Below are 17,194 nucleotides of genomic sequence, written 5' to 3'. Positions count from 1 at the left end.
CTTACGACCCCGGCACGTCGTAGATCGCCCTGACTTCGACGGTGCCGATTTCGGCCAGCGGAATTTTGCCGGCGATCTCCAGCGCCTTGTCGAGAGTGTCGGCTTCGATCATGACGAAACCAAGCAACTGCTCCTTGGTTTCGGCAAACGGACCGTCAGTGATCAGCCGCTTGCCTTGGCGCCGCCGCACCGTCTTCGACGTCTTCACCGATTGCAGCGCCTGCGCGATGATCAGCTTGCCTTGCTGGTCCAATGACCGGTCATAGGCCATCGAATCGGCGTCGAGCTTGGCCAGACGCTCCGGCGTCATGGCATGGAGGTCCTTTTCCTCGCCGTAGACCAGACAGACATATTTCATTTCCAGCTCCCTTGCTGTGACGACCCATAGGCGATCACGGTGCCGGCGGCATCCTTGCCGGCAGCAGCGTGGTCGAGCACGCAGACCGCAATGCCGATCACGGCGACCGCAGCAAGCAGCCGGCCGAAGCCGGAAGATCGCGAGCACTCGATCTCGCGTAGACGCGCGCTTTTGTCGGCGTCGTTCCAATGGGCAGAAAACAGATTGTTCATCTTGGATCTCCATCCGCCACGAGAATCCGTGGACGCTCGCAGGACGGCCGGCGCCGATGCAAGTCGACATTTTTGCACGCACATTTTTCAGAAAAGATTTGCAGGGCTCGCCGGCGTCGCATCCGGCCGAAACAGCGCGGTGGTCTTCCCCTGCCGCCGCGCTATAGTTGGAGGGAACGCCGCGTGGCCGGCGCTGTCGCTGTAATCAAGGAGAATCTTATGGACCGCACCGCAAACGCCGTCTGGAAAGGCAATCTGAAGGAGGGCACGGGCACGCTCGACAGCCAGAGCGGCACCTTGAAGGGCACGCCCTATTCGTTCAAGGCTCGCTTCGAGGACGAGAGCGGCAAATCCGGCACCAATCCCGAAGAGTTGATCGCTGCGGCACACGCCGGCTGCTACGCCATGCAGCTGTCGCATTTCCTGGCCGAGAACGGCACGCCCGCCACCGAGCTCGACGCCAAGGCGGTGGTGACGCTGGTGCCCGGCACCGGCATCACCGGCAGCGCCATCACCCTGATCGGCAAGGTGCCGGGCATTGACGCGGCGAAGTTCAAGGAACTGGCCGAGAAGGCCAAGGCGGAGTGCCCGGTTTCGAAGGCACTCGGCGCCATCAAAGTATCGCTCGACGCGAAGCTGGGGTGAAACGAAGGGATTCGAAGTGAGAAACGCCGGCTTAACGCCGGCGTTTGCATTTTCAGAGGCCAGCGATCCGTCGCGCCAACGCTCCGGTGATAGTTAAGCCCCCAGCGCATCAAGCCGGGCGCGAAGCGCTGCGACTTCCTGCTCCAGCGATTCAATCCTTGCTTCCAGGTCAGAGGCCGGCAGGACCGGCGAACTCCGTTGTGCAGAGAGGGCAGCAACGTCCACGGGGCCGGCGAGCAGATGCACAAAACGGTCCTCGCGCTGCCCCGGCCCGCGCGGTATTTCCTGGACGAGCGGCGGTCGGCGGCCGATCAGCATGTCGAGTTCAGCGCGCAGGTCTTCGATCGACGAAAACCGCGCCATGCGCTCAGTTCGCGCCAGCAACTCATGCGCCGTCTGCGGCCCGCGCAGCAAAAGCAGGCCGATCACCGCAGTCTGCGGCCTCGTCAGCGAGAAGCGCTGCGCCATCTGATGCTCATAGCGCTCGACGCGCGAGCCGAACATCTGACGCACCAGCCCCTTCTGCTCGAGCAGCTTCAGCGTCCGATGCACCTCTGTCGGCTCGAGCGCCATCACAGGCTCGCGCGCCGTCTTCTGGTTGGCGGCTACAAGTGCTGCATTCAGCGTCAGCGGATAGACATCCGGCGTCAGCTCCTTCTTCTCGATCAGGCAGCCGAGCACACGGGCTTCGACCGAATTAAGGATTGGAAGCTCTTCGCTCATTGGGTTGAGTATCCTTTCTAGCGCCGGCGAGACAGCGCCCCCCTCTCTGTCCTACCGGATATCTCCCCACGCGGGGGGAGATCGGCAGCTTCGCCGACAGCGCGCCATCCTTCAACCTTGGAGATTGGCGAAAGCCGCGATGACGGCCAATCTCCCCACCCGTGGGGGAGATGTCCGGCAGGACAGAGGGGGGCGCGAAGGATCGCCGCGTTCGAGATTGCCGCGAGCGAACTCGCCTCAACTAAACCCGCCGCTCCACCATCATCTTCTTGATCTCGGCAATCGCCTTGGCCGGGTTGAGCCCCTTCGGGCAGGTCTGGGCGCAGTTCATGATGGTGTGGCAGCGGTAGAGCCGGAACGGGTCTTCGAGATCGTCGAGCCGTTCGCCCGTGGCTTCGTCGCGGCTGTCGATCAGCCAGCGATAGGCCTGCAGCAACGTCGCCGGGCCGAGATAGCGGTCGCCGTTCCACCAATAGCTCGGGCACGAGGTCGAGCAGCAGGCGCACAGGATGCACTCGTAGAGCCCGTCGAGCTTTTCGCGATCCTCATGGCTCTGCAGCCATTCCTTGGCCGGCTCTGGCGACACTGTCTTCAGCCATGGCTGGATCGAGGCGTGCTGGGCGTAGAAATTGGTGAGGTCGGGCACCAGATCCTTGACCACCTGCATATGCGGCAGCGGGTAGACCTTGACGGCGCCGGAAATGTCGTCGCAGCCCTTGGTGCAGGCCAGCGTGTTGGAGCCATCGATGTTCATGGCGCAGGAGCCGCAAATGCCTTCGCGGCATGAGCGGCGCAAGGCAAGCGTCGGATCGATCTTGTTCTTGATCCAGAGCAGCGCATCGAGCACCATCGGCCCACAATCGTCCATGTCGACGAAATAGGTGTCGATGCGCGGGTTCTCGTCATCGTCGGGCGACCAGCGGTAGATGCGGTATTCCCGCAGGTTGGTGGCGCCCTCCGGCTTCGGCCAGGTCTTGCCCGGCTGCACCTTGGAGTTCTTGGGAAGCGTGAGTTCGACCATTACCTCAGGTCCTTTCGGATGACGAGCTTCGGCACCATGGTCAGTACACCCTGGCCTTGGGCGCGATCTTGGCGAGGCTGATGCCGCCGTCCTTTTCCGCCACCAACGGTTCGGTGTGCACCGGACGATAGCTGAGGCTCACCTGGCCGTCCTCGCTTAGCCGGGCCAGCGTATGCTTGCGCCAGATAGTGTCGTCGCGGGCCGAGAAATCTTCGCGCGCATGCGCGCCGCGGCTCTCCTTGCGCGCCTCGGCGCCGTAGACCGTGGTGATGGCGTTGGCCATCAGATTTTCCAGCTCCAGCGTCTCGACCAGATCGGAATTCCAGATCGTCGAACGGTCGGAGACTTTCAGGTCCTTGAGCTCGGTCCATATCTGCGAAATGCGCTTGCAGCCGTTTTCGAGTGACTCCTGTGTGCGGAACACGGCCGCGTCTTCCTGCATCGCCTTCTGCATTTTCTCACGCAGAACGGCGGTTGGCGTCGACCCATTGGCGTGGCGCAGCCGGTCGAAGCGATCCATGATCTTTTCGACCGAGGCTTCGTTGGGCGAAGGGATCGCCGAATTACGGTCGATGACCTGGCCGGCGCGGATTGCGGCGGCGCGGCCGAACACCACCAGATCGATCAACGAGTTCGAGCCCAGCCGGTTGGCGCCGTGCACGGAGGCACAGCCGGCCTCGCCGACCGCCATCAGCCCGGGTGACACCCGGTCAGGATTCTCGACCGTCGGGTTCAGCACCTCGCCCCAGTAATTGGTCGGCACGCCGCCCATATTGTAGTGCACCGTCGGCAGCACCGGGATCGGCTCCTTGGTCAGGTCGACGCCGGCGAAAATCCTGGCCGATTCCGAAATGCCCGGCAGCCGCTCATGCAGCACGGCCGGATCGAGATGATCGAGATGCAGGAAAATATGGTCCTTGTTCTTGCCGACCCCGCGGCCTTCGCGGATCTCCAGCGTCATGCAACGCGAGACGACGTCGCGCGAGGCCAGGTCCTTGGCCGACGGCGCGTAGCGTTCCATGAAGCGCTCGCCCTCGGAATTGACGAGATAGCCGCCCTCGCCGCGCGCGCCTTCGGTGATCAGGCAGCCGGCGCCATAGATGCCGGTCGGATGAAACTGCACGAACTCCATATCCTGCAGCGGGAAGCCGGCCCGTGCCGCCATGCCGCCGCCGTCGCCTGTACAGGTGTGCGCCGACGTCGCCGAGAAATAGGCGCGGCCATATCCGCCGGTCGCCAGCACCACCATCTTGGCGGAGAAGCGATGGATGGTGCCGTCGTCGAGGTTCCAGGCGACGACGCCGGTGCAGGTGCCGTCCGGTTCCATGATCAGGTCGAGCGCAAAATACTCGATGAAGAACTGTGCATTGTTCTTCAGCGACTGGCCGTAGAGCGTGTGCAGGATGGCGTGACCGGTGCGGTCGGCGGCAGCACAGGTGCGCTGCACCGGCGGGCCGTCGCCATAATTCATCATGTGTCCGCCGAACGGCCGCTGGTAGATCTTGCCCTCTTCGGTGCGCGAGAACGGCACGCCGTAATGCTCGAGCTCGTAGACCGCCGCCGGTGCCTCGCGCACCAGATATTCCATGGCGTCGACGTCGCCCAGCCAGTCCGAACCCTTGACGGTGTCGTACATGTGCCACTGCCAGGAGTCCGGACCCATGTTGGACAGCGACGCGGCAATGCCGCCTTGTGCCGCCACCGTGTGCGAGCGGGTCGGGAACACTTTGGTGATGCAGGCCGTGCGCAGGCCCTGCTCGGCCATGCCGAGCGTGGCGCGCAGGCCGGCGCCGCCGGCGCCGACGACCACCACGTCGAACTTGTGGTCGACAAAGGCATAGCCGGTGGCCGATTTCGCGTCCTTGGACAAATCAGCCTCCGAATGCCAGTTTGAGCAGGGCGAAGATCGAGGCGACGCCGACCGCTATGGTGAAAAACGTGCTGAGTGCGATCAGCGCCAGCTTCATGCCTTCGGCATGCACGTAATCCTCGATAATGACCTGCATGCCGACACGCATATGGGTGAGACCGGAAACGAGCACCAGCGCCAACACCAGCGCCACGAACGGACTGGCGAGCGCCGCCCGCACCTCGGCGAAGCCGGCGCCATTGAGCGCGATCAGGAACCCGACGAAGAACAGTATCAGCGGGATGTTGGCAATGGCCGTCAGCCGCTGTCGCCAGAAATGCCCGGTGCCTTCGCGGGCCGAGCCCAGACCGCGGACCTTGGCCAGCGGCGTGCGCATATCGTTGTTGTTCGTGCCGCTCATCACAAGGTTCCCCGCGCCATGTAGCCGGCGACCCAGATCAGCAGCGTGAGCAGGATGGAACCGGCGAGCGTCGCCCAGGCGATCTTCGATGCCGTGTGTTTCTCCAGCCCGGCGCCGGTGTCCCAGACGAGATGGCGCACGCCGCCCAGCATGTGGTGCATCAGCGCCCAGGTGTAGCCGAACAGGATGAGCCGGCCGAGCCAGGTGCCGAAGGCCCAGTTGATCCAATCGAAAGCGCCTTGCGAACTCGCCGCCGCCATCAGCCACGCGGCGACCAGCAGCGTGCCGAAATACAGCGCCCCGCCAGTGATGCGGTGAATGATCGACATCGTCATGGTGATCGGTGGGCGGTAAATCGTCAGGTGCGGCGAGAGCGGCCGTTCACGTCTGGCGGTTCGGGTGGCTGGTGATTTGCTCATGGCTGCCCCAGTTCGATGTCCGGAGCCGCGGTGGAAAGCGGCACTTACCGCCTCGATATATGACTTCAGACAGCCGGTTTCTAATGCTCTTTTTGCACCGCGTCAAAGCCGGAAAATCGTTTTGAAAACGTCATTTAGTCTGACAAAAGGCTGCTGTTTCGCTTCAATCGATTTGGCCACCGTCGAAAGCCGGCGCACCGTTCGCTGCAGTGCGGCATTTCCTTTGCAATCGACGCCAGGCTATCGTTTGCAGGTCTGTGGTGTCGAGCCCCTCTTCATCACCAGCGCCTCGCGCGCGTCGATCACGATTGCGTCATGCGACGCGGCTTCCTGGTAGCGGCTGGACTGGTTGGCGGGTGATGCGGCAAACTCCTCGGTCGTGCCATCGGGCCTGACAACGCGCAACGCCGTGCCGAGGTTCTGGATGGTGATCATGCCGCCATTGCCGCATCTGTAAGTTGCCGTGCCGACAGCAGACCGCGGCGCGGTAAGGTCGGTGACGATCTTGGCTGAAGGTGCGGCAGGCGCTGTCGGAGCCGTTGCGGAAGCCGGGGGCGCCACAGGTGCGGCGGACTGCTGAGCCGGCACGGGCGCGACAGTGGGTGGTACGGTATTCACCGCCGTCGGCGCGCCGTTCTGCGGCACGCAGGCTGCGGCAGTCAGCAAGGGGATCGACAACAGCGTCACCCGAAACGTCCGGCGTAACGCCATATGCTGTCCTCCTGCGCGGCTAACTAGCCGCGATGTTCCACCAAGATCAAGCTCACCCCACGTCAGCGTAGTTGTGTGCGTCGCGGCCGATGGTGCGGGCAAGCATGGCCGAATGATGACGCCCAGGTTTCCATCCCGTCGGATATTAACCATGTTTGGCGAGAGATCGCCGCCGGATGCGCCTGCCCTCTTAACAAAGGTTAAGAACAGGTTAATTTCCGATTCGACCGGGTCCACAGCAGAGAGGACACCATGCTTTCGAATTCAGGAAGAGCGCGCCTTGCGGCGCTTGTGCTGGCGACAGCCAGTCTCGGCTTCGCCGCCCCGGCAATGGCCTGGTCGCGCCATCATGACCGCGTCTATGCCGATTCCCTGGGCAATCTCGTCATCGACAGCGCCGCCGGCTACAAGCGCATCATTGTCGGCCAAGGCAGGCTGGCCAAGAAATTGTCCGACTACACCAGCGCCGGGCAGCCGGAAGCGGAACCGGAAGTCCTTTATGAAGACGAGGCGGATCACATCTCCAGGCGTGGCTGCTACCAGCCGCCGGTGTTCGTGAAGGGCCGCTCCTATATGTACGGCCTCTCCGATGGCGAAATGCCCAACCTCAGCCCTTGCCGCTGATGATCCGGCACGGCCGAGAGGCCGTTTAAGCGAGACGCTAACCGACGCTGCCTGTATCCGGGATGAACACCGTTTCCGCCCGCTCATAGGACAATCGCACACTGTCGCGGCCGTTCTTCTTGGCCTTGTAGAGCGCTTCGTCGGCGCGCCGCATCAGCGGCTCCAGCCCTTCGTCGCCGGTGCGCGCCGCGACGCCGAAGCTCGCGGTCACCCTGGTGCCCGGCGGCAACCCGTCGACACTGCCGGCCGAATAGTGCGTGCGCACGGCTTCGGCAAACAGCCGCGCCGTGGCAAGATCGCTCAGCGACAGAAGCACAGCGAACTCCTCGCCGCCGATGCGGCCGGCAACCGCACGCGTGCCGGCGGCCGCGCGAAGCTTGGCGGCGAAGTCGGCGATCACCTGGTCGCCCGCGGCATGTCCGTATTTGTCGTTGAGCGCCTTGAAGTGATCGAGATCGGCCAGCACCAGCGCGACCGGCACCTTGGTAACAGCGCAATGCTGCAGCACCAGCAAGGCGCGCTCCTCGAAACCCCTGCGGTTGAGCAGGCCAGACAGCGGATCGGTGTGCGTCTCGGTCTTCAGCGCCTTCATCACGTCGAGCGCAGCTGCCGAGAACAGGCAGAGCGCGATCAGCAACGACAGCAGCGCGTGCGTCAAAAGCGCCGTCGTCCAGTAGGACGAGCCATAAAACCCGTCATAGCTGGTGAACGGCCCGTGCCAGATGACGACGAGCAGCGTGCGGCCGATGAAGTTCAGCCCGGACAGCAGCGACAATACGAACAGGATTTTTTCCGTCGGGCCGTTCTTGCGCACGGCGCGCAGCTCGGCGGCGACCAGCAGGCTGAGGCCGCCAAAGCCGAAATTGATCGACAGGATGCGCCAAGTTAAGTCCGGCTGGACGAACAGGGACCAGCAGAATGCGACCATCCCGCCACCCGCCAGAATGCCGATCGCGATATAGGGCACGCGCCTGCCGTAGCGCGAGATGATCGCACCGACGAGGCAGCAGGCGGCGAGCGTGAAGCAGAGGTTGGAGACCAGCTTGGTCAGCACCATGCCGCCGGGCAGCGTGAAATACTGCAGCAGGAAGCCGGGCGCGGACACGCAATAGCTCGTGCCGAGCACAGCCAGATAGGGCCGGTGGCGCTGGTAGAACCACAGCACGAGGAACGCCGCGCCGAGCGCCAGCGCGATCGTCGGATTGAGCAGCGCTATGAACAGGCCGGTGTCCAAAGGACGGTGACTTCCCCGCTTGACGTCAGGGAAGACCTTAGAGCGCAAGCCCCAACAAGCGGTTAAGCCTGGACGAATATGCAAGTCGCCACTCATGAAGCTGCTGCACGGAACCGGGACCTGAGGCAGGCGTTTCGTGACAGCATCAAGGAGAAGTTATTCATGGCCGACACGATCACGCTGACCGACCACGAAGCAATTCGCTCATGGGCCGCAGGGCGCGCCGGATTTCCGGCGATCGTCGATGTATCGCCCGAAACCGGAACGCAGCCGTTGCTGAGGCTCGTCTTCGGCCAGCACGCCTATCAGGACCAGGATCAGCCTGAACGCCCGGTCAACGCAGGCGGCTACGAGCTGGTCGAATGGGACGAGTGGTTCAAGATCTTCGACGAGCGCGAACTGGCGCTGGTGGTCGCGGCCGACGAACCCGGCAGCCGGGAGGAATTTCATGAAATCATCCGGCGTGCCGGCTAGGGCATATACCCCAAGGGTCTTAGAGCGGCGCGCTTTAAACAAAACCCCGAACGGTTTTGCCGTTCGGGGTTTTGCATACGCTCAGATCAGGCTTGAACCAGTCTGCGCTATTTCCAGTCGCGGATGTCGACGAAATGGCCGGCGATCGCCGCCGCCGCCGCCATGGCCGGCGATACCAGATGGGTGCGGCCCTTGAAGCCCTGCCGGCCTTCGAAATTGCGGTTCGAGGTCGAGGCGCAGCGCTCATGCGGCTTCAGCCGGTCGTCGTTCATGGCCAGGCACATCGAGCAGCCCGGCTCGCGCCAGTCGAAACCGGCGGCAATGAAGATCTTGTCGAGACCCTCGGCCTCCGCCTGTTCCTTGACCAGACCGGAGCCCGGCACGATCATCGCATCGACATGCGCACTCACCGTCTTGCCTTCGACCACCTTGGCCACCGCACGCAGATCCTCGATGCGGCCATTGGTGCAGGAGCCGATGAAGACGCGGTCGAGCGTGATGTCGGTGATCTTCGTGCCCGGCGTCAGCCCCATATAGTCGAGCGCGCGGATCTTTGACGTCCGCTTGTTCTCGTCCGTGATCTCTTCCGGATCGGGAACGACGCCCTGCACCGAAACGACGTCCTCGGGCGAGGAACCCCAAGAGACGATCGGCGGCAGCTTGGCCGCGTCGAGCACGATCACCTTGTCGAAATGCGCGCCCTCGTCGGACTGCAGCGTCTTCCAGTATTCGAGCGCGGCGTCCCACGACGCGCCCTTCGGCGCGCGCGGCTTGCCCTTGACATAGGCGAAGGTGGTTTCGTCGGCCGCGATCAGGCCGGCGCGCGCGCCGCCCTCGATCGACATGTTGCAGATTGTCATGCGGCCTTCCATCGACAGCGCGCGGATCGCCTCACCGGCATATTCGATGACATAGCCGGTGCCGCCGGCGGTGCCGATCTCGCCGATGATGGCGAGGATAATGTCCTTGGCGGTGACGCCTTCCGGTAACTGGCCATCGACACGCACCAGCATGTTCTTGGCCTTGCGCTGGATCAGCGTCTGGGTCGCCAGCACATGCTCGACCTCGGAGGTGCCGATGCCATGTGCCAATGCGCCGAAGGCGCCATGCGTCGAGGTGTGGCTGTCGCCGCAGACGATGGTCATGCCAGGCAGCGTGAAGCCCTGCTCCGGCCCGATGATGTGGACGATGCCCTGGCGGATATCGTTTTCGGAGTAATATTCGACGCCGAAATCCCTAGCGTTCTTGGCCAAGGCCTCGACCTGGATGCGGCTTTCCTCGTTCTTGATGCCGAACTTGCGCTCGGGCGAGGTCGAGACATTGTGATCGACCACGGCCAGCGTCTTTTCCGGATGCCGGACTTTTCTGCCGGTCATGCGCAGACCTTCGAAGGCCTGCGGGCTGGTCACTTCATGGACGAGATGGCGGTCGATGTAGAGCAGACAGGTGCCATCATCCTGGCGGTCGACGACATGGTCGTCGAAAATCTTGTCGTAGAGGGTGCGCGGTGCGCTCATGTGCGTAAATCCGTCGATTTGCAAAAAGGGGAAGGGCAGACGCGCCGAAGCCTTCGGCCCAGCGAAAGCGGCTTAGCTAAGTCGGCTGGTGAGCGCGCCGGAAATGCGCGAAGAGAAACGCGACGGCAGGCGTTTTCTGTCCTGCAGCACGAAACCCTTATAGGCCGGATCGCCAAAAAGCTCTTCCATGGCGTGGCTCATACCAATGTTTTGGCTTTTCGGCAATTGCGGCGTGTTTTCCCTTCTCCCCTTGTTGTGGGAGAAGGCGAAGAGGGCGGCGCTCAAACCACCTCGAATACGAAAGTCTTCACCAGCGCGTCCGCCTCGGCGATCGCATAGCAGCGGAACCATGGGCTTTGCTCGACCGGCTGCCATTTCCCGGCCCGTTCCAACCCGTCGAACACGGCCTGGAAGCCACCGCTGTCGAACACCTGGTCGCGCACGGTGAAGATAGCGTGGCCGCCTTTCCTGGTGATGCGGACAAGCTCGTGCAGGCCGGACGCCGGCGCATGGCTGATGGTGAACACGCCAGTCGAGAAGAAGGCGCGGAAATGCCCGTCTGGCCAGGGCAGCGGCCCGCCGAGCATTGCCTGCTTCAGATCGCCATAGGCATTGCGGCTGCCGGCGATCTTCAGCATGTCGTCGGAGAGGTCGAGCCCGGCAATGTCGTGATAACCCAGCGCCTTCAATGACGGGCCCGACAGGCCGGTGCCGCAGCCGGCGTCGAGCAGCGGGCCTTCACCCACCTTCACATGGCGCGCCACCCAGGCGGTGATCAGGAACGGCAGCAGATAGCCGAGCGAAGCGGTCTCGCCGTCATAGGTCGCGGCCCAGTCTGCATAGGCCTTGGCCAGCCCTTCCGGCGTGTCGGCCGAATAGACGGTACCCAGCGCCGCATTGGCCTTGTCGATCGTCATCGCCTGCATCCTCCGGAATCCTGTCCTCCGCGATCATAGCCGTGCCCGCGTCGGACTTCTATTCCTGCTGCGCCCGCCGCAGTCGTTGCTCCAGCCCCCGCAGCGCCAGCGACAGGCTGACGGTGAGGATGAGATAGATATAGGCGACGATCGTATAGGTCTCGAAGAAGCGGAACGAGCCGGCGGCGTAGATCTTGCCCATCTGCGTGATGTCGGCGACGCCGAGCACCGAGACCAGCGAGGAATCCTTGACCATGGCGACGAAGTCATTGCCGAGCGGCGGCAGGATGGTGCGGATCGCCTGTGGGAAGACGATCAGACGGAAGCGCTGCGTGCGCGTCAGCCCGAGCGCCTTGGCAGCCTCGATCTGGCCTTTCTCGACCGACTGGATGCCCGCGCGAAAAACCTCGGAGATGAAGGCGGAATAACCGATGGTCAGCGCCATGATTGCACGCCACAACAGCGACACGTCGCGCACCAAAAGCTCGCCGAGATAGCCGGCGTTTTGCAGCGGCGCGGTCAGCGCATTCCACGCAGCCACGAAGGCCGGCGCGCCGGCGAAGGCGATCCAGAACAACAGCACCAGGATCGGCACGCCGCGGATGATTTCGACATAGAAACGAGCGATCTGCCTGAGCCAACGCGACCCCGACAACCCCATCAGCGCAACTCCGAGCCCGGTGGCGGAAGCCAGCGCGAAGGCGACCACGGTGACAAGAATGGTGATGCCGATGCCTTTGGCGACGGTGGCAAAAACCTGGGCGTAGAGATCGCTGGCGGCAATGGAGAGCGCAGCGACGACGGCGAGCGCGATCGCGGCGGCAAGCCACCAGGGGAAATCGGATTTGAGAGTCGAAGCGGGGGGCGTGGCCATCAGGGCGCTTCACCCTCCCCCTTGTGGGGAGGGTCGGCGAACAAGCTTTGCATCGCAAAGCTGGTGAGCCGGGGTGGGGGTCGTGACAAAGCGCCGGCGCTGGCACCCCCACCCCGCTCCGCTTCGCGGATCGACCCTCCCCACAAGGGGGAGGGTAAGGAGTCGGACATCACTGCCCCATCTTGTAGTCGAGAAACCACTTCTTGTTCAGCGCCTCGATCGTGCCGTCGGCCTTCAGCGCCGCGATCGCCGCGTTGACCGGCTTCACCAGATCCGAGCCCTTCGGGAAGATGAAGCCAAAATCCTCGGTGCCGAGCGGGCCGCCGATCAGCTTGAGCTTGCCGCCGGAGGCATCGACATAGCCTTTGCCGGCGGTGCCGTCGGTCAGGACGACATCGACGTCGCCGGATTTCAGTGCCTGCACCGAAGCGCCGAAGGTCTCGAACTGCTTGATGCGCGGGTTCTGCTCATTGCCGTCGAGCACGCTGTAGACGGCGGTGTAGAACGGCGTCGTTCCGGCCTGCGCGCCGATCAACCCGTCCTTGAAGGCGGCGAAGGTCTTGGCGTCGGTGAAGCGGCTTTCATCGGCGCGCACCAGCATGAACTGCTCCGAACGCATATAGGGGTCGGAGAAATCGACCTTCTCCTTTCGGTCGTCCTTGATGGTGATGCCGGTCATGCCAATGTTGTACTGGTTGTCGGAAACCGCCTGGATCATCGCGTCCCAGGAGGTGTTCTGGTACTCCACCTTGAAGTTCAGCCGCTTGGCGATTTCGTCCATCGCGTCATACTCCCAGCCGATCTGCTTGCCGGTCTTGGCGTCGATGAACTGCAGCGGCGGATAGGCGTTTTCCGTCACCACCACGACCTTCTTGCCGCCGAGATCGGGCAGCGCATCGGCCGCCCATGCAGCGACGGGCGCGAGGAAACAGGCCGCGAGGGCGGCCAGCAGCAGCTTCGATTTGGTCATGACACGCTCCAGGATGAGAAGCCCGCTTGCAGCCGGGCTCGCATGAAAATCCAGGCGCGACTTTAGCCGTCCGCAGACGGCTTGCAAGCCGGTCCGGTGCTCAGCGTCCGGTGAAAGCGGATTCCAATGCCTTCAACCAACGCGGTTTTAGAACGCCCCGTGGTCGGAATTTATTCCGTGATTGCGCCGCCGGCAAACCAGGCCCCTCCTGGACACGGGAACCCGTCAGATGACGGATCAGGATGGTGACGTCGCCTCACGCAGCTTGGCGACAAATCCGGTCAAGGTCCGGTGCAGCGACTTCAGCTCCTCGACTTCCAGCGGCATGGCGCAGGCAAGGCCTGCGGATACGTCCTTGATGCGGGCGCGCAGCGCCTGGCCCTTGGCAGTCGGTTCGACCAGCACGCGGCGCTCGTCGGCCGGATCGCGACGGCGGGTGACGAGACCAGCCGCTTCCATCCGCTTGAGCAGCGGCGTCAATGTCGCCGAATCCAGCCCCAGCGCCTCGCCGAGTTCGCCGACCGTGCTCGGCGCATGCTGCCACAGCGCCAGCATCGCCAAATATTGCGGGTAGGTCAGGCCGAGCGGGTCAAGCAGCGGCCGATAGAGCTTGGTCATCAGCCCGCTCGCCGAATAGAGCGCGAAGCAGAGCTGTTGGTCGAGGCGCGGAACGGCGATCCTCCCGGCGGTGTCCGCCGGGACTTCGCTGGCCCTGGTTTCGGTCTTCGTCGTCATGCTGCCTTTGCCGGAAGCGCCACTGTCGAAAGCGCCACCTCGATATTGCCTTTGATCGCATTGGAATAGGGGCAAATCTGATGCGCTGCCGATACAAGCGCTTCCGCCGCCGCCTGATCAAGGCCTTTGGTCTCCGCGGCGAGTGCGACACCAAGTTTGAAGCCTTCACCATTGGGAAGCAGGCTGACGGTGGCGCTCACCGCCGCATCCTCCAGCGGCAGCTTCTGCTTGCGCGCGACGAAGCGGATGGCGCTTTCGAAGCAGGCGGCATAGCCGACCGCGAACAGCTGCTCGGGATTGGTGGCGCCACCCTGTCCGCCGAGCTCCTTCGGCAAAGCGAGGTCGACGTTCAGCAGGCCGTCGCTGGTCTCGCCGTGGCCGGCGCGGCCGCCGGTGACGCGAGCCTGTGTGGTGTAGAGTGCCATGTCAGTTCTCCATTTGATTTGTAAACGATTATTTAGTGTACAATGTAATTCGGGTCAACAGCCGTGGCCAAACTCTCGGCCGGCAATCGTTCACAGTCTGGTGAAACGAAAAAAGGCGGCCGAAGCCGCCTTTTCAAAATCCTTGGACGAGATCTTATTCGGCCGGGGTCGCTTCAGCCGCCTTTGCAGCCTCGTCGGCGGCCTTCTTCTCGGCGGCTTCCTTGGCGGCCGTCTCGGCGGCCAGCGCCTGGGCAGCGGCAACCTTCTCGGCTTCGATGCGGGCCTTCTCGGCGTTCAGCGCGTCGCGTTCTTCATCGTTGAGCTTGCGGGCGCGCACGCCGGTGTTTTCCGAAATACGGGCCGACTTGCCGCGACGGTCGCGCAAATAATAGAGCTTGGCGCGGCGCACCTTGCCGCGGCGCACGATCTCGACGCCTTCGACCATCGGCGAGTAGACCGGGAAAACGCGCTCGACGCCTTCGCCGTAGGAGATCTTGCGGACGGTGAAATTTTCCTGGAAGCCGGCGCCGGCGCGGGCGATGACGACGCCCTCATAGGCCTGGACGCGGGTGCGGGTGCCTTCGGTCACGCGGACCTGCACGCGCACGGTGTCGCCGGGCTGAAACTCGGGAAGCTTGCGCTTGGCTTCGATCTTGGCGGCCTGTTCGGCCTCGAGCTGACGGATGATATCCATCTCAATAGTCCACTTCTTGTTCTTCCGACAGTCAGAGCGTCCGACACTCGCCTTGCAGTTCCATTGACCGCTCGGCTATGCCCTTTGTCCCCGAGACATCTTGTCTTCGAAACATTGGGCAGGGGCGACTACACCGTCATTGTTGACGGGTCCGGGAGATTTTTCTCGCCAGTACGGGCGGGCACATACAGCTATTTCACTGACTTGTCACGCCTTGGCCCTGTCTTTTTTGGTCGCATGCCACCACGCAATCGTCCAGTGCAGGGTTGCGCCGGCCCTTCAAGCTTCCTAATCCGGGAGCAGCACACTTGTCCGGCGGCCTCACAATGTCTGTTTTCGACGCAGTCCTGCTCTTCCTCGCGGGTTTTCTGTCAGGCGCCGTCAACGCCGTTGCCGGCGGCGGCACCTTCATAACCTTCGGCGCCATGACGCTGGCCGGCCTGCCGCCGATCGTCGCCAACGCCACGTCCTCGGTAACGCAGTTTCCCGGTTACATCACCTCGACGCTGGCTTACTGGACCGACATCAAGCATTTCTGGCGCGGCGCGCTGCTGCTTTGCCTGATCTCGGCTTTGGGCGCGCTGGCTGGTGCGCTCATCCTGCTGGCGCTCTCAAATCCGTCGTTCCGCGCCCTCGTGCCGTGGCTGCTGCTGGCCGCAACCGCCTTGTTCGCCGCCGGGCCGTGGCTGAAACCAACGCCGAAGCCTGGGCATGAAGCCACGGTCGGCTCTCTGGCCGGTTCGCTGGCGCAGTTCGCTACCGCCATCTATGGCGGCTTCTTCGGCGCCGGCATGGGCGTCATGATGCTGGCGACGCTCGGCCTGACGCAATCCGGCGACTATCACCGGCTGAACGCGCTGAAGAACATGCTGGCCGTGGTCATCGCCGCCGTTGCCATACTGGTCTTCGTTTCCGGCGGCGTTGTTGCCTGGCCTCAGGCAATCGTCATGATCCCCGGCGGCGCGCTCGGCGGCTATGCCGGCGTCTGGATCGCCAAGCGCGTGCCGCAAAACGCAGTACGCGGCTTCGTCATCGCCGTCGGCCTGTTTCTCGCCGTCTACTATTTTGCCAAGGGCTGAGCGGCGAGCAAATCCGGCCGCCGCTCCTTCGTCAGCCTCTCGGACTCTGCGCGGCGCCAGGCGGCGATCTTCTTGTGATTGCCGGAAACCAGCACGTCGGGGATTGGCCTGCCTTCGAACTCCTGCGGTCGCGTGTAATGCGGATGTTCGAGCAGACCGTTCTCAAAACTTTCTTCCTCGCCTGATACCGCATTGCCCATCACACCGGGCAACAGCCGGACCACGGCATCGAGCAGCACCAGGGCTGCCGGCTCGCCACCGGAGAGGATGAAATCGCCGATCGAGACTTCCTCCAGCCCACGCGCCTCGATCAATCGCTGGTCTACACCCTCGAAGCGGCCGCAGACGATGACGGCGCCCGGCCCGGCGGCCAGCTCGCGCACCCGCGCCTGCGTCAACGGCTTGCCGCGCGGGCTCATCAGCAATTTTGGCCGCGGATCGCCGGACGGCGAGGTGTGGTCGATCGCCTTGGCCAGCACATCGGCGCGCATCACCATGCCGGCGCCACCGCCGGCCGGCGTGTCGTCGACGGTGTGATGGCGATCGCTGGCGAAGTCGCGGATCTGGATAGCTTCCAGCGACCATGTCCCGACTTCGAGCGCCCGTCCGGCCAGCGACAGGCCTAGCCCGCCCGGAAACATCTCGGGATAGAGCGTCAGCACCGAAGCCTTGAACGTCACCGGTTGCCCCCGGCGTCGCGTGGCCCGCGCGGCCGGCCCTTCGCGTCGAAGTCTTCTTCGCGCGGCGCCTCGCCATCCTCGTCCTCGACCAGCCCGGCCGCCGCCGGATCGACACGGACAAAACCTTCGGCAACCACCACCTGCGGCACGGCGGCCTGCGTGAACGGGATCAGCACGCCTTTGCGCCCGCCAAGCGTGACATCGAGAATGTCGCCGCCGCCGAAATTGTGTACCGCGACCACCTTGCCGACAACCGCATCCGTGTCGTCGCGGACTTCCAGCCCGACGAGATCGGCGTGGTAGAACTCGTCCTCTTCGCCATCGTCCGGCAGCATCGAGCGGTCGACGAACAGCTCCGTGCCGGCCAGCGCCTCGGCGGCGTTGCGGTCGGCAATGCCCTTGAAACGCACCACGACGACAGTGTTTGCCGGCCTTATGTCGATGATCTGGAAGGCGCGGCCGTCCTTGGCATAGAGCGGGCCATAATCCGCCAGCGCCAGCGGCTCGCCGGTGAAGGTTTTCACCCGCAATTCGCCCTTGATGCCGTGGGCGGCGCCGATCACGGCCATTTGCACGGGGTTCTGGGGCTTCGACATGGCTGATATCCTTTGC

At 63.6% G+C, this 17,194-nt stretch carries 23 protein-coding genes; 4 read left to right on the top strand and 19 right to left on the bottom strand.

Going from position 1 to position 17,194, the window contains the following annotated elements:
* Position 1: 1 nt before the first annotated feature.
* Together NKI15_RS24435 and NKI15_RS24430 are read right to left on the bottom strand one after the other, a co-directional pair.
* Entirely contained in the window at positions 2-358 is a 357-nt protein-coding gene (locus NKI15_RS24435; RefSeq protein WP_023698373.1) for a YciI family protein, read from the bottom strand.
* Positions 355-570: a hypothetical protein gene (locus NKI15_RS24430; protein ID WP_023726056.1), complete on the bottom strand. Its 216-nt coding sequence runs from the start codon at positions 568-570 to the stop codon at positions 355-357. The genes NKI15_RS24435 and NKI15_RS24430 overlap by 4 nt, the downstream gene beginning before the upstream one ends.
* Before the next feature lie 219 nt (positions 571-789).
* Between NKI15_RS24430 and NKI15_RS24425 the strand changes: the two genes are divergently transcribed.
* Complete coding sequence (locus NKI15_RS24425) at positions 790-1,215, top strand: OsmC family protein (protein WP_023670508.1); 426 nt, start codon at positions 790-792, stop codon at positions 1,213-1,215.
* A gap of 93 nt (positions 1,216-1,308) precedes the next feature.
* On the opposite strand, the gene NKI15_RS24420 is transcribed toward NKI15_RS24425, so the two are convergent.
* The 6 genes from NKI15_RS24420 to NKI15_RS24395 all read right to left on the bottom strand — a co-directional run bounded on the left by NKI15_RS24420 (position 1,309) and on the right by NKI15_RS24395 (position 6,359).
* Positions 1,309-1,938, bottom strand: a complete 630-nt coding sequence (locus tag NKI15_RS24420) for a YceH family protein (protein WP_352444995.1) — start codon at positions 1,936-1,938, stop codon at positions 1,309-1,311.
* Positions 1,939-2,179: 241 nt separating this feature from the next.
* Entirely contained in the window at positions 2,180-2,959 is a 780-nt protein-coding gene (locus tag NKI15_RS24415) for a succinate dehydrogenase iron-sulfur subunit (RefSeq protein WP_023670510.1), read from the bottom strand.
* Positions 2,960-2,999: 40 nt separating this feature from the next.
* Entirely contained in the window at positions 3,000-4,829 is a 1,830-nt protein-coding gene (gene sdhA / locus NKI15_RS24410) for a succinate dehydrogenase flavoprotein subunit (protein WP_352515138.1), read from the bottom strand.
* Position 4,830: 1 nt separating this feature from the next.
* Complete coding sequence (sdhD, locus tag NKI15_RS24405; RefSeq protein ID WP_023683885.1) at positions 4,831-5,229, bottom strand: succinate dehydrogenase, hydrophobic membrane anchor protein; 399 nt, start codon at positions 5,227-5,229, stop codon at positions 4,831-4,833.
* Entirely contained in the window at positions 5,229-5,648 is a 420-nt protein-coding gene (gene sdhC / locus NKI15_RS24400) for a succinate dehydrogenase, cytochrome b556 subunit (protein ID WP_023683884.1), read from the bottom strand. Before sdhC ends, sdhD begins: the two co-directional genes overlap by 1 nt.
* A 240-nt stretch (positions 5,649-5,888) precedes the next feature.
* A complete protein-coding gene (locus tag NKI15_RS24395) occupies positions 5,889-6,359 on the bottom strand; it encodes a hypothetical protein (RefSeq protein WP_023709350.1) in 471 nt (156 codons plus the stop codon).
* 252 nt (positions 6,360-6,611) lie between these two features.
* On the opposite strand from NKI15_RS24395, the gene NKI15_RS24390 reads away from it, so the two are divergent.
* A complete protein-coding gene (locus NKI15_RS24390) occupies positions 6,612-6,983 on the top strand; it encodes a hypothetical protein (RefSeq protein WP_023687709.1) in 372 nt (123 codons plus the stop codon).
* A gap of 37 nt (positions 6,984-7,020) precedes the next feature.
* Here NKI15_RS24390 and NKI15_RS24385 read toward each other — a convergent pair whose 3' ends face one another.
* Positions 7,021-8,217: a GGDEF domain-containing protein gene (locus NKI15_RS24385; protein ID WP_352515139.1), complete on the bottom strand. Its 1,197-nt coding sequence runs from the start codon at positions 8,215-8,217 to the stop codon at positions 7,021-7,023.
* 162 nt (positions 8,218-8,379) lie between these two features.
* On the opposite strand from NKI15_RS24385, the gene NKI15_RS24380 reads away from it, so the two are divergent.
* Positions 8,380-8,691: a hypothetical protein gene (locus tag NKI15_RS24380; RefSeq protein ID WP_023670517.1), complete on the top strand. Its 312-nt coding sequence runs from the start codon at positions 8,380-8,382 to the stop codon at positions 8,689-8,691.
* 107 nt (positions 8,692-8,798) lie between these two features.
* Here NKI15_RS24380 and leuC read toward each other — a convergent pair whose 3' ends face one another.
* From leuC to rplS, 8 genes are all read right to left on the bottom strand, one after another.
* Positions 8,799-10,208 (bottom strand): 3-isopropylmalate dehydratase large subunit, encoded by a 1,410-nt coding sequence (gene leuC / locus NKI15_RS24375; RefSeq protein ID WP_023698368.1) that lies wholly within the window; start codon positions 10,206-10,208, stop codon positions 8,799-8,801.
* A gap of 72 nt (positions 10,209-10,280) precedes the next feature.
* Positions 10,281-10,493, bottom strand: a complete 213-nt coding sequence (locus tag NKI15_RS24370) for a hypothetical protein (protein ID WP_198022458.1) — start codon at positions 10,491-10,493, stop codon at positions 10,281-10,283.
* Positions 10,490-11,125: a class I SAM-dependent DNA methyltransferase gene (locus NKI15_RS24365; protein ID WP_023745409.1), complete on the bottom strand. Its 636-nt coding sequence runs from the start codon at positions 11,123-11,125 to the stop codon at positions 10,490-10,492. The genes NKI15_RS24370 and NKI15_RS24365 overlap by 4 nt, the downstream gene beginning before the upstream one ends.
* Positions 11,126-11,183: 58 nt before the next feature.
* On the bottom strand, positions 11,184-11,999 hold the full coding sequence (locus tag NKI15_RS24360; protein WP_023745410.1) for an amino acid ABC transporter permease: 816 nt from the start codon (positions 11,997-11,999) through the stop codon (positions 11,184-11,186).
* 169 nt (positions 12,000-12,168) lie between these two features.
* Positions 12,169-12,969, bottom strand: coding sequence for a transporter substrate-binding domain-containing protein (locus NKI15_RS24355; RefSeq protein ID WP_023687705.1), 801 nt, complete (start codon positions 12,967-12,969; stop codon positions 12,169-12,171).
* Positions 12,970-13,206: 237 nt separating this feature from the next.
* Complete coding sequence (locus tag NKI15_RS24350) at positions 13,207-13,704, bottom strand: MarR family winged helix-turn-helix transcriptional regulator (protein ID WP_023683877.1); 498 nt, start codon at positions 13,702-13,704, stop codon at positions 13,207-13,209.
* Positions 13,701-14,129: an organic hydroperoxide resistance protein gene (locus tag NKI15_RS24345; RefSeq protein WP_352515140.1), complete on the bottom strand. Its 429-nt coding sequence runs from the start codon at positions 14,127-14,129 to the stop codon at positions 13,701-13,703. Before NKI15_RS24345 ends, NKI15_RS24350 begins: the two co-directional genes overlap by 4 nt.
* Before the next feature lie 154 nt (positions 14,130-14,283).
* The gene (gene rplS / locus NKI15_RS24340) at positions 14,284-14,823 is read right to left on the bottom strand and encodes a 50S ribosomal protein L19 (protein ID WP_023683875.1); all 540 of its coding nucleotides are present in this window, start codon (positions 14,821-14,823) and stop codon (positions 14,284-14,286) included.
* Positions 14,824-15,149: 326 nt separating this feature from the next.
* Between rplS and NKI15_RS24335 the strand changes: the two genes are divergently transcribed.
* Positions 15,150-15,902, top strand: a complete 753-nt coding sequence (locus tag NKI15_RS24335) for a sulfite exporter TauE/SafE family protein (RefSeq protein WP_023683874.1) — start codon at positions 15,150-15,152, stop codon at positions 15,900-15,902.
* Here NKI15_RS24335 and trmD read toward each other — a convergent pair.
* Positions 15,884-16,582, bottom strand: a complete 699-nt coding sequence (trmD, locus tag NKI15_RS24330) for a tRNA (guanosine(37)-N1)-methyltransferase TrmD (protein WP_023670527.1) — start codon at positions 16,580-16,582, stop codon at positions 15,884-15,886. The genes NKI15_RS24335 and trmD overlap by 19 nt on opposite strands.
* Positions 16,579-17,178, bottom strand: coding sequence for a ribosome maturation factor RimM (gene rimM / locus NKI15_RS24325; RefSeq protein ID WP_023814767.1), 600 nt, complete (start codon positions 17,176-17,178; stop codon positions 16,579-16,581). The genes trmD and rimM overlap by 4 nt, the downstream gene beginning before the upstream one ends.
* Between the last annotated feature and the right edge of the window lie 16 nt (positions 17,179-17,194).

Source organism: Mesorhizobium sp. M0862, assembly GCF_040319795.1.
GTDB lineage: Bacteria > Pseudomonadota > Alphaproteobacteria > Rhizobiales > Rhizobiaceae > Mesorhizobium.
This window is presented reverse-complemented; position numbering and strand designations above follow the sequence as displayed.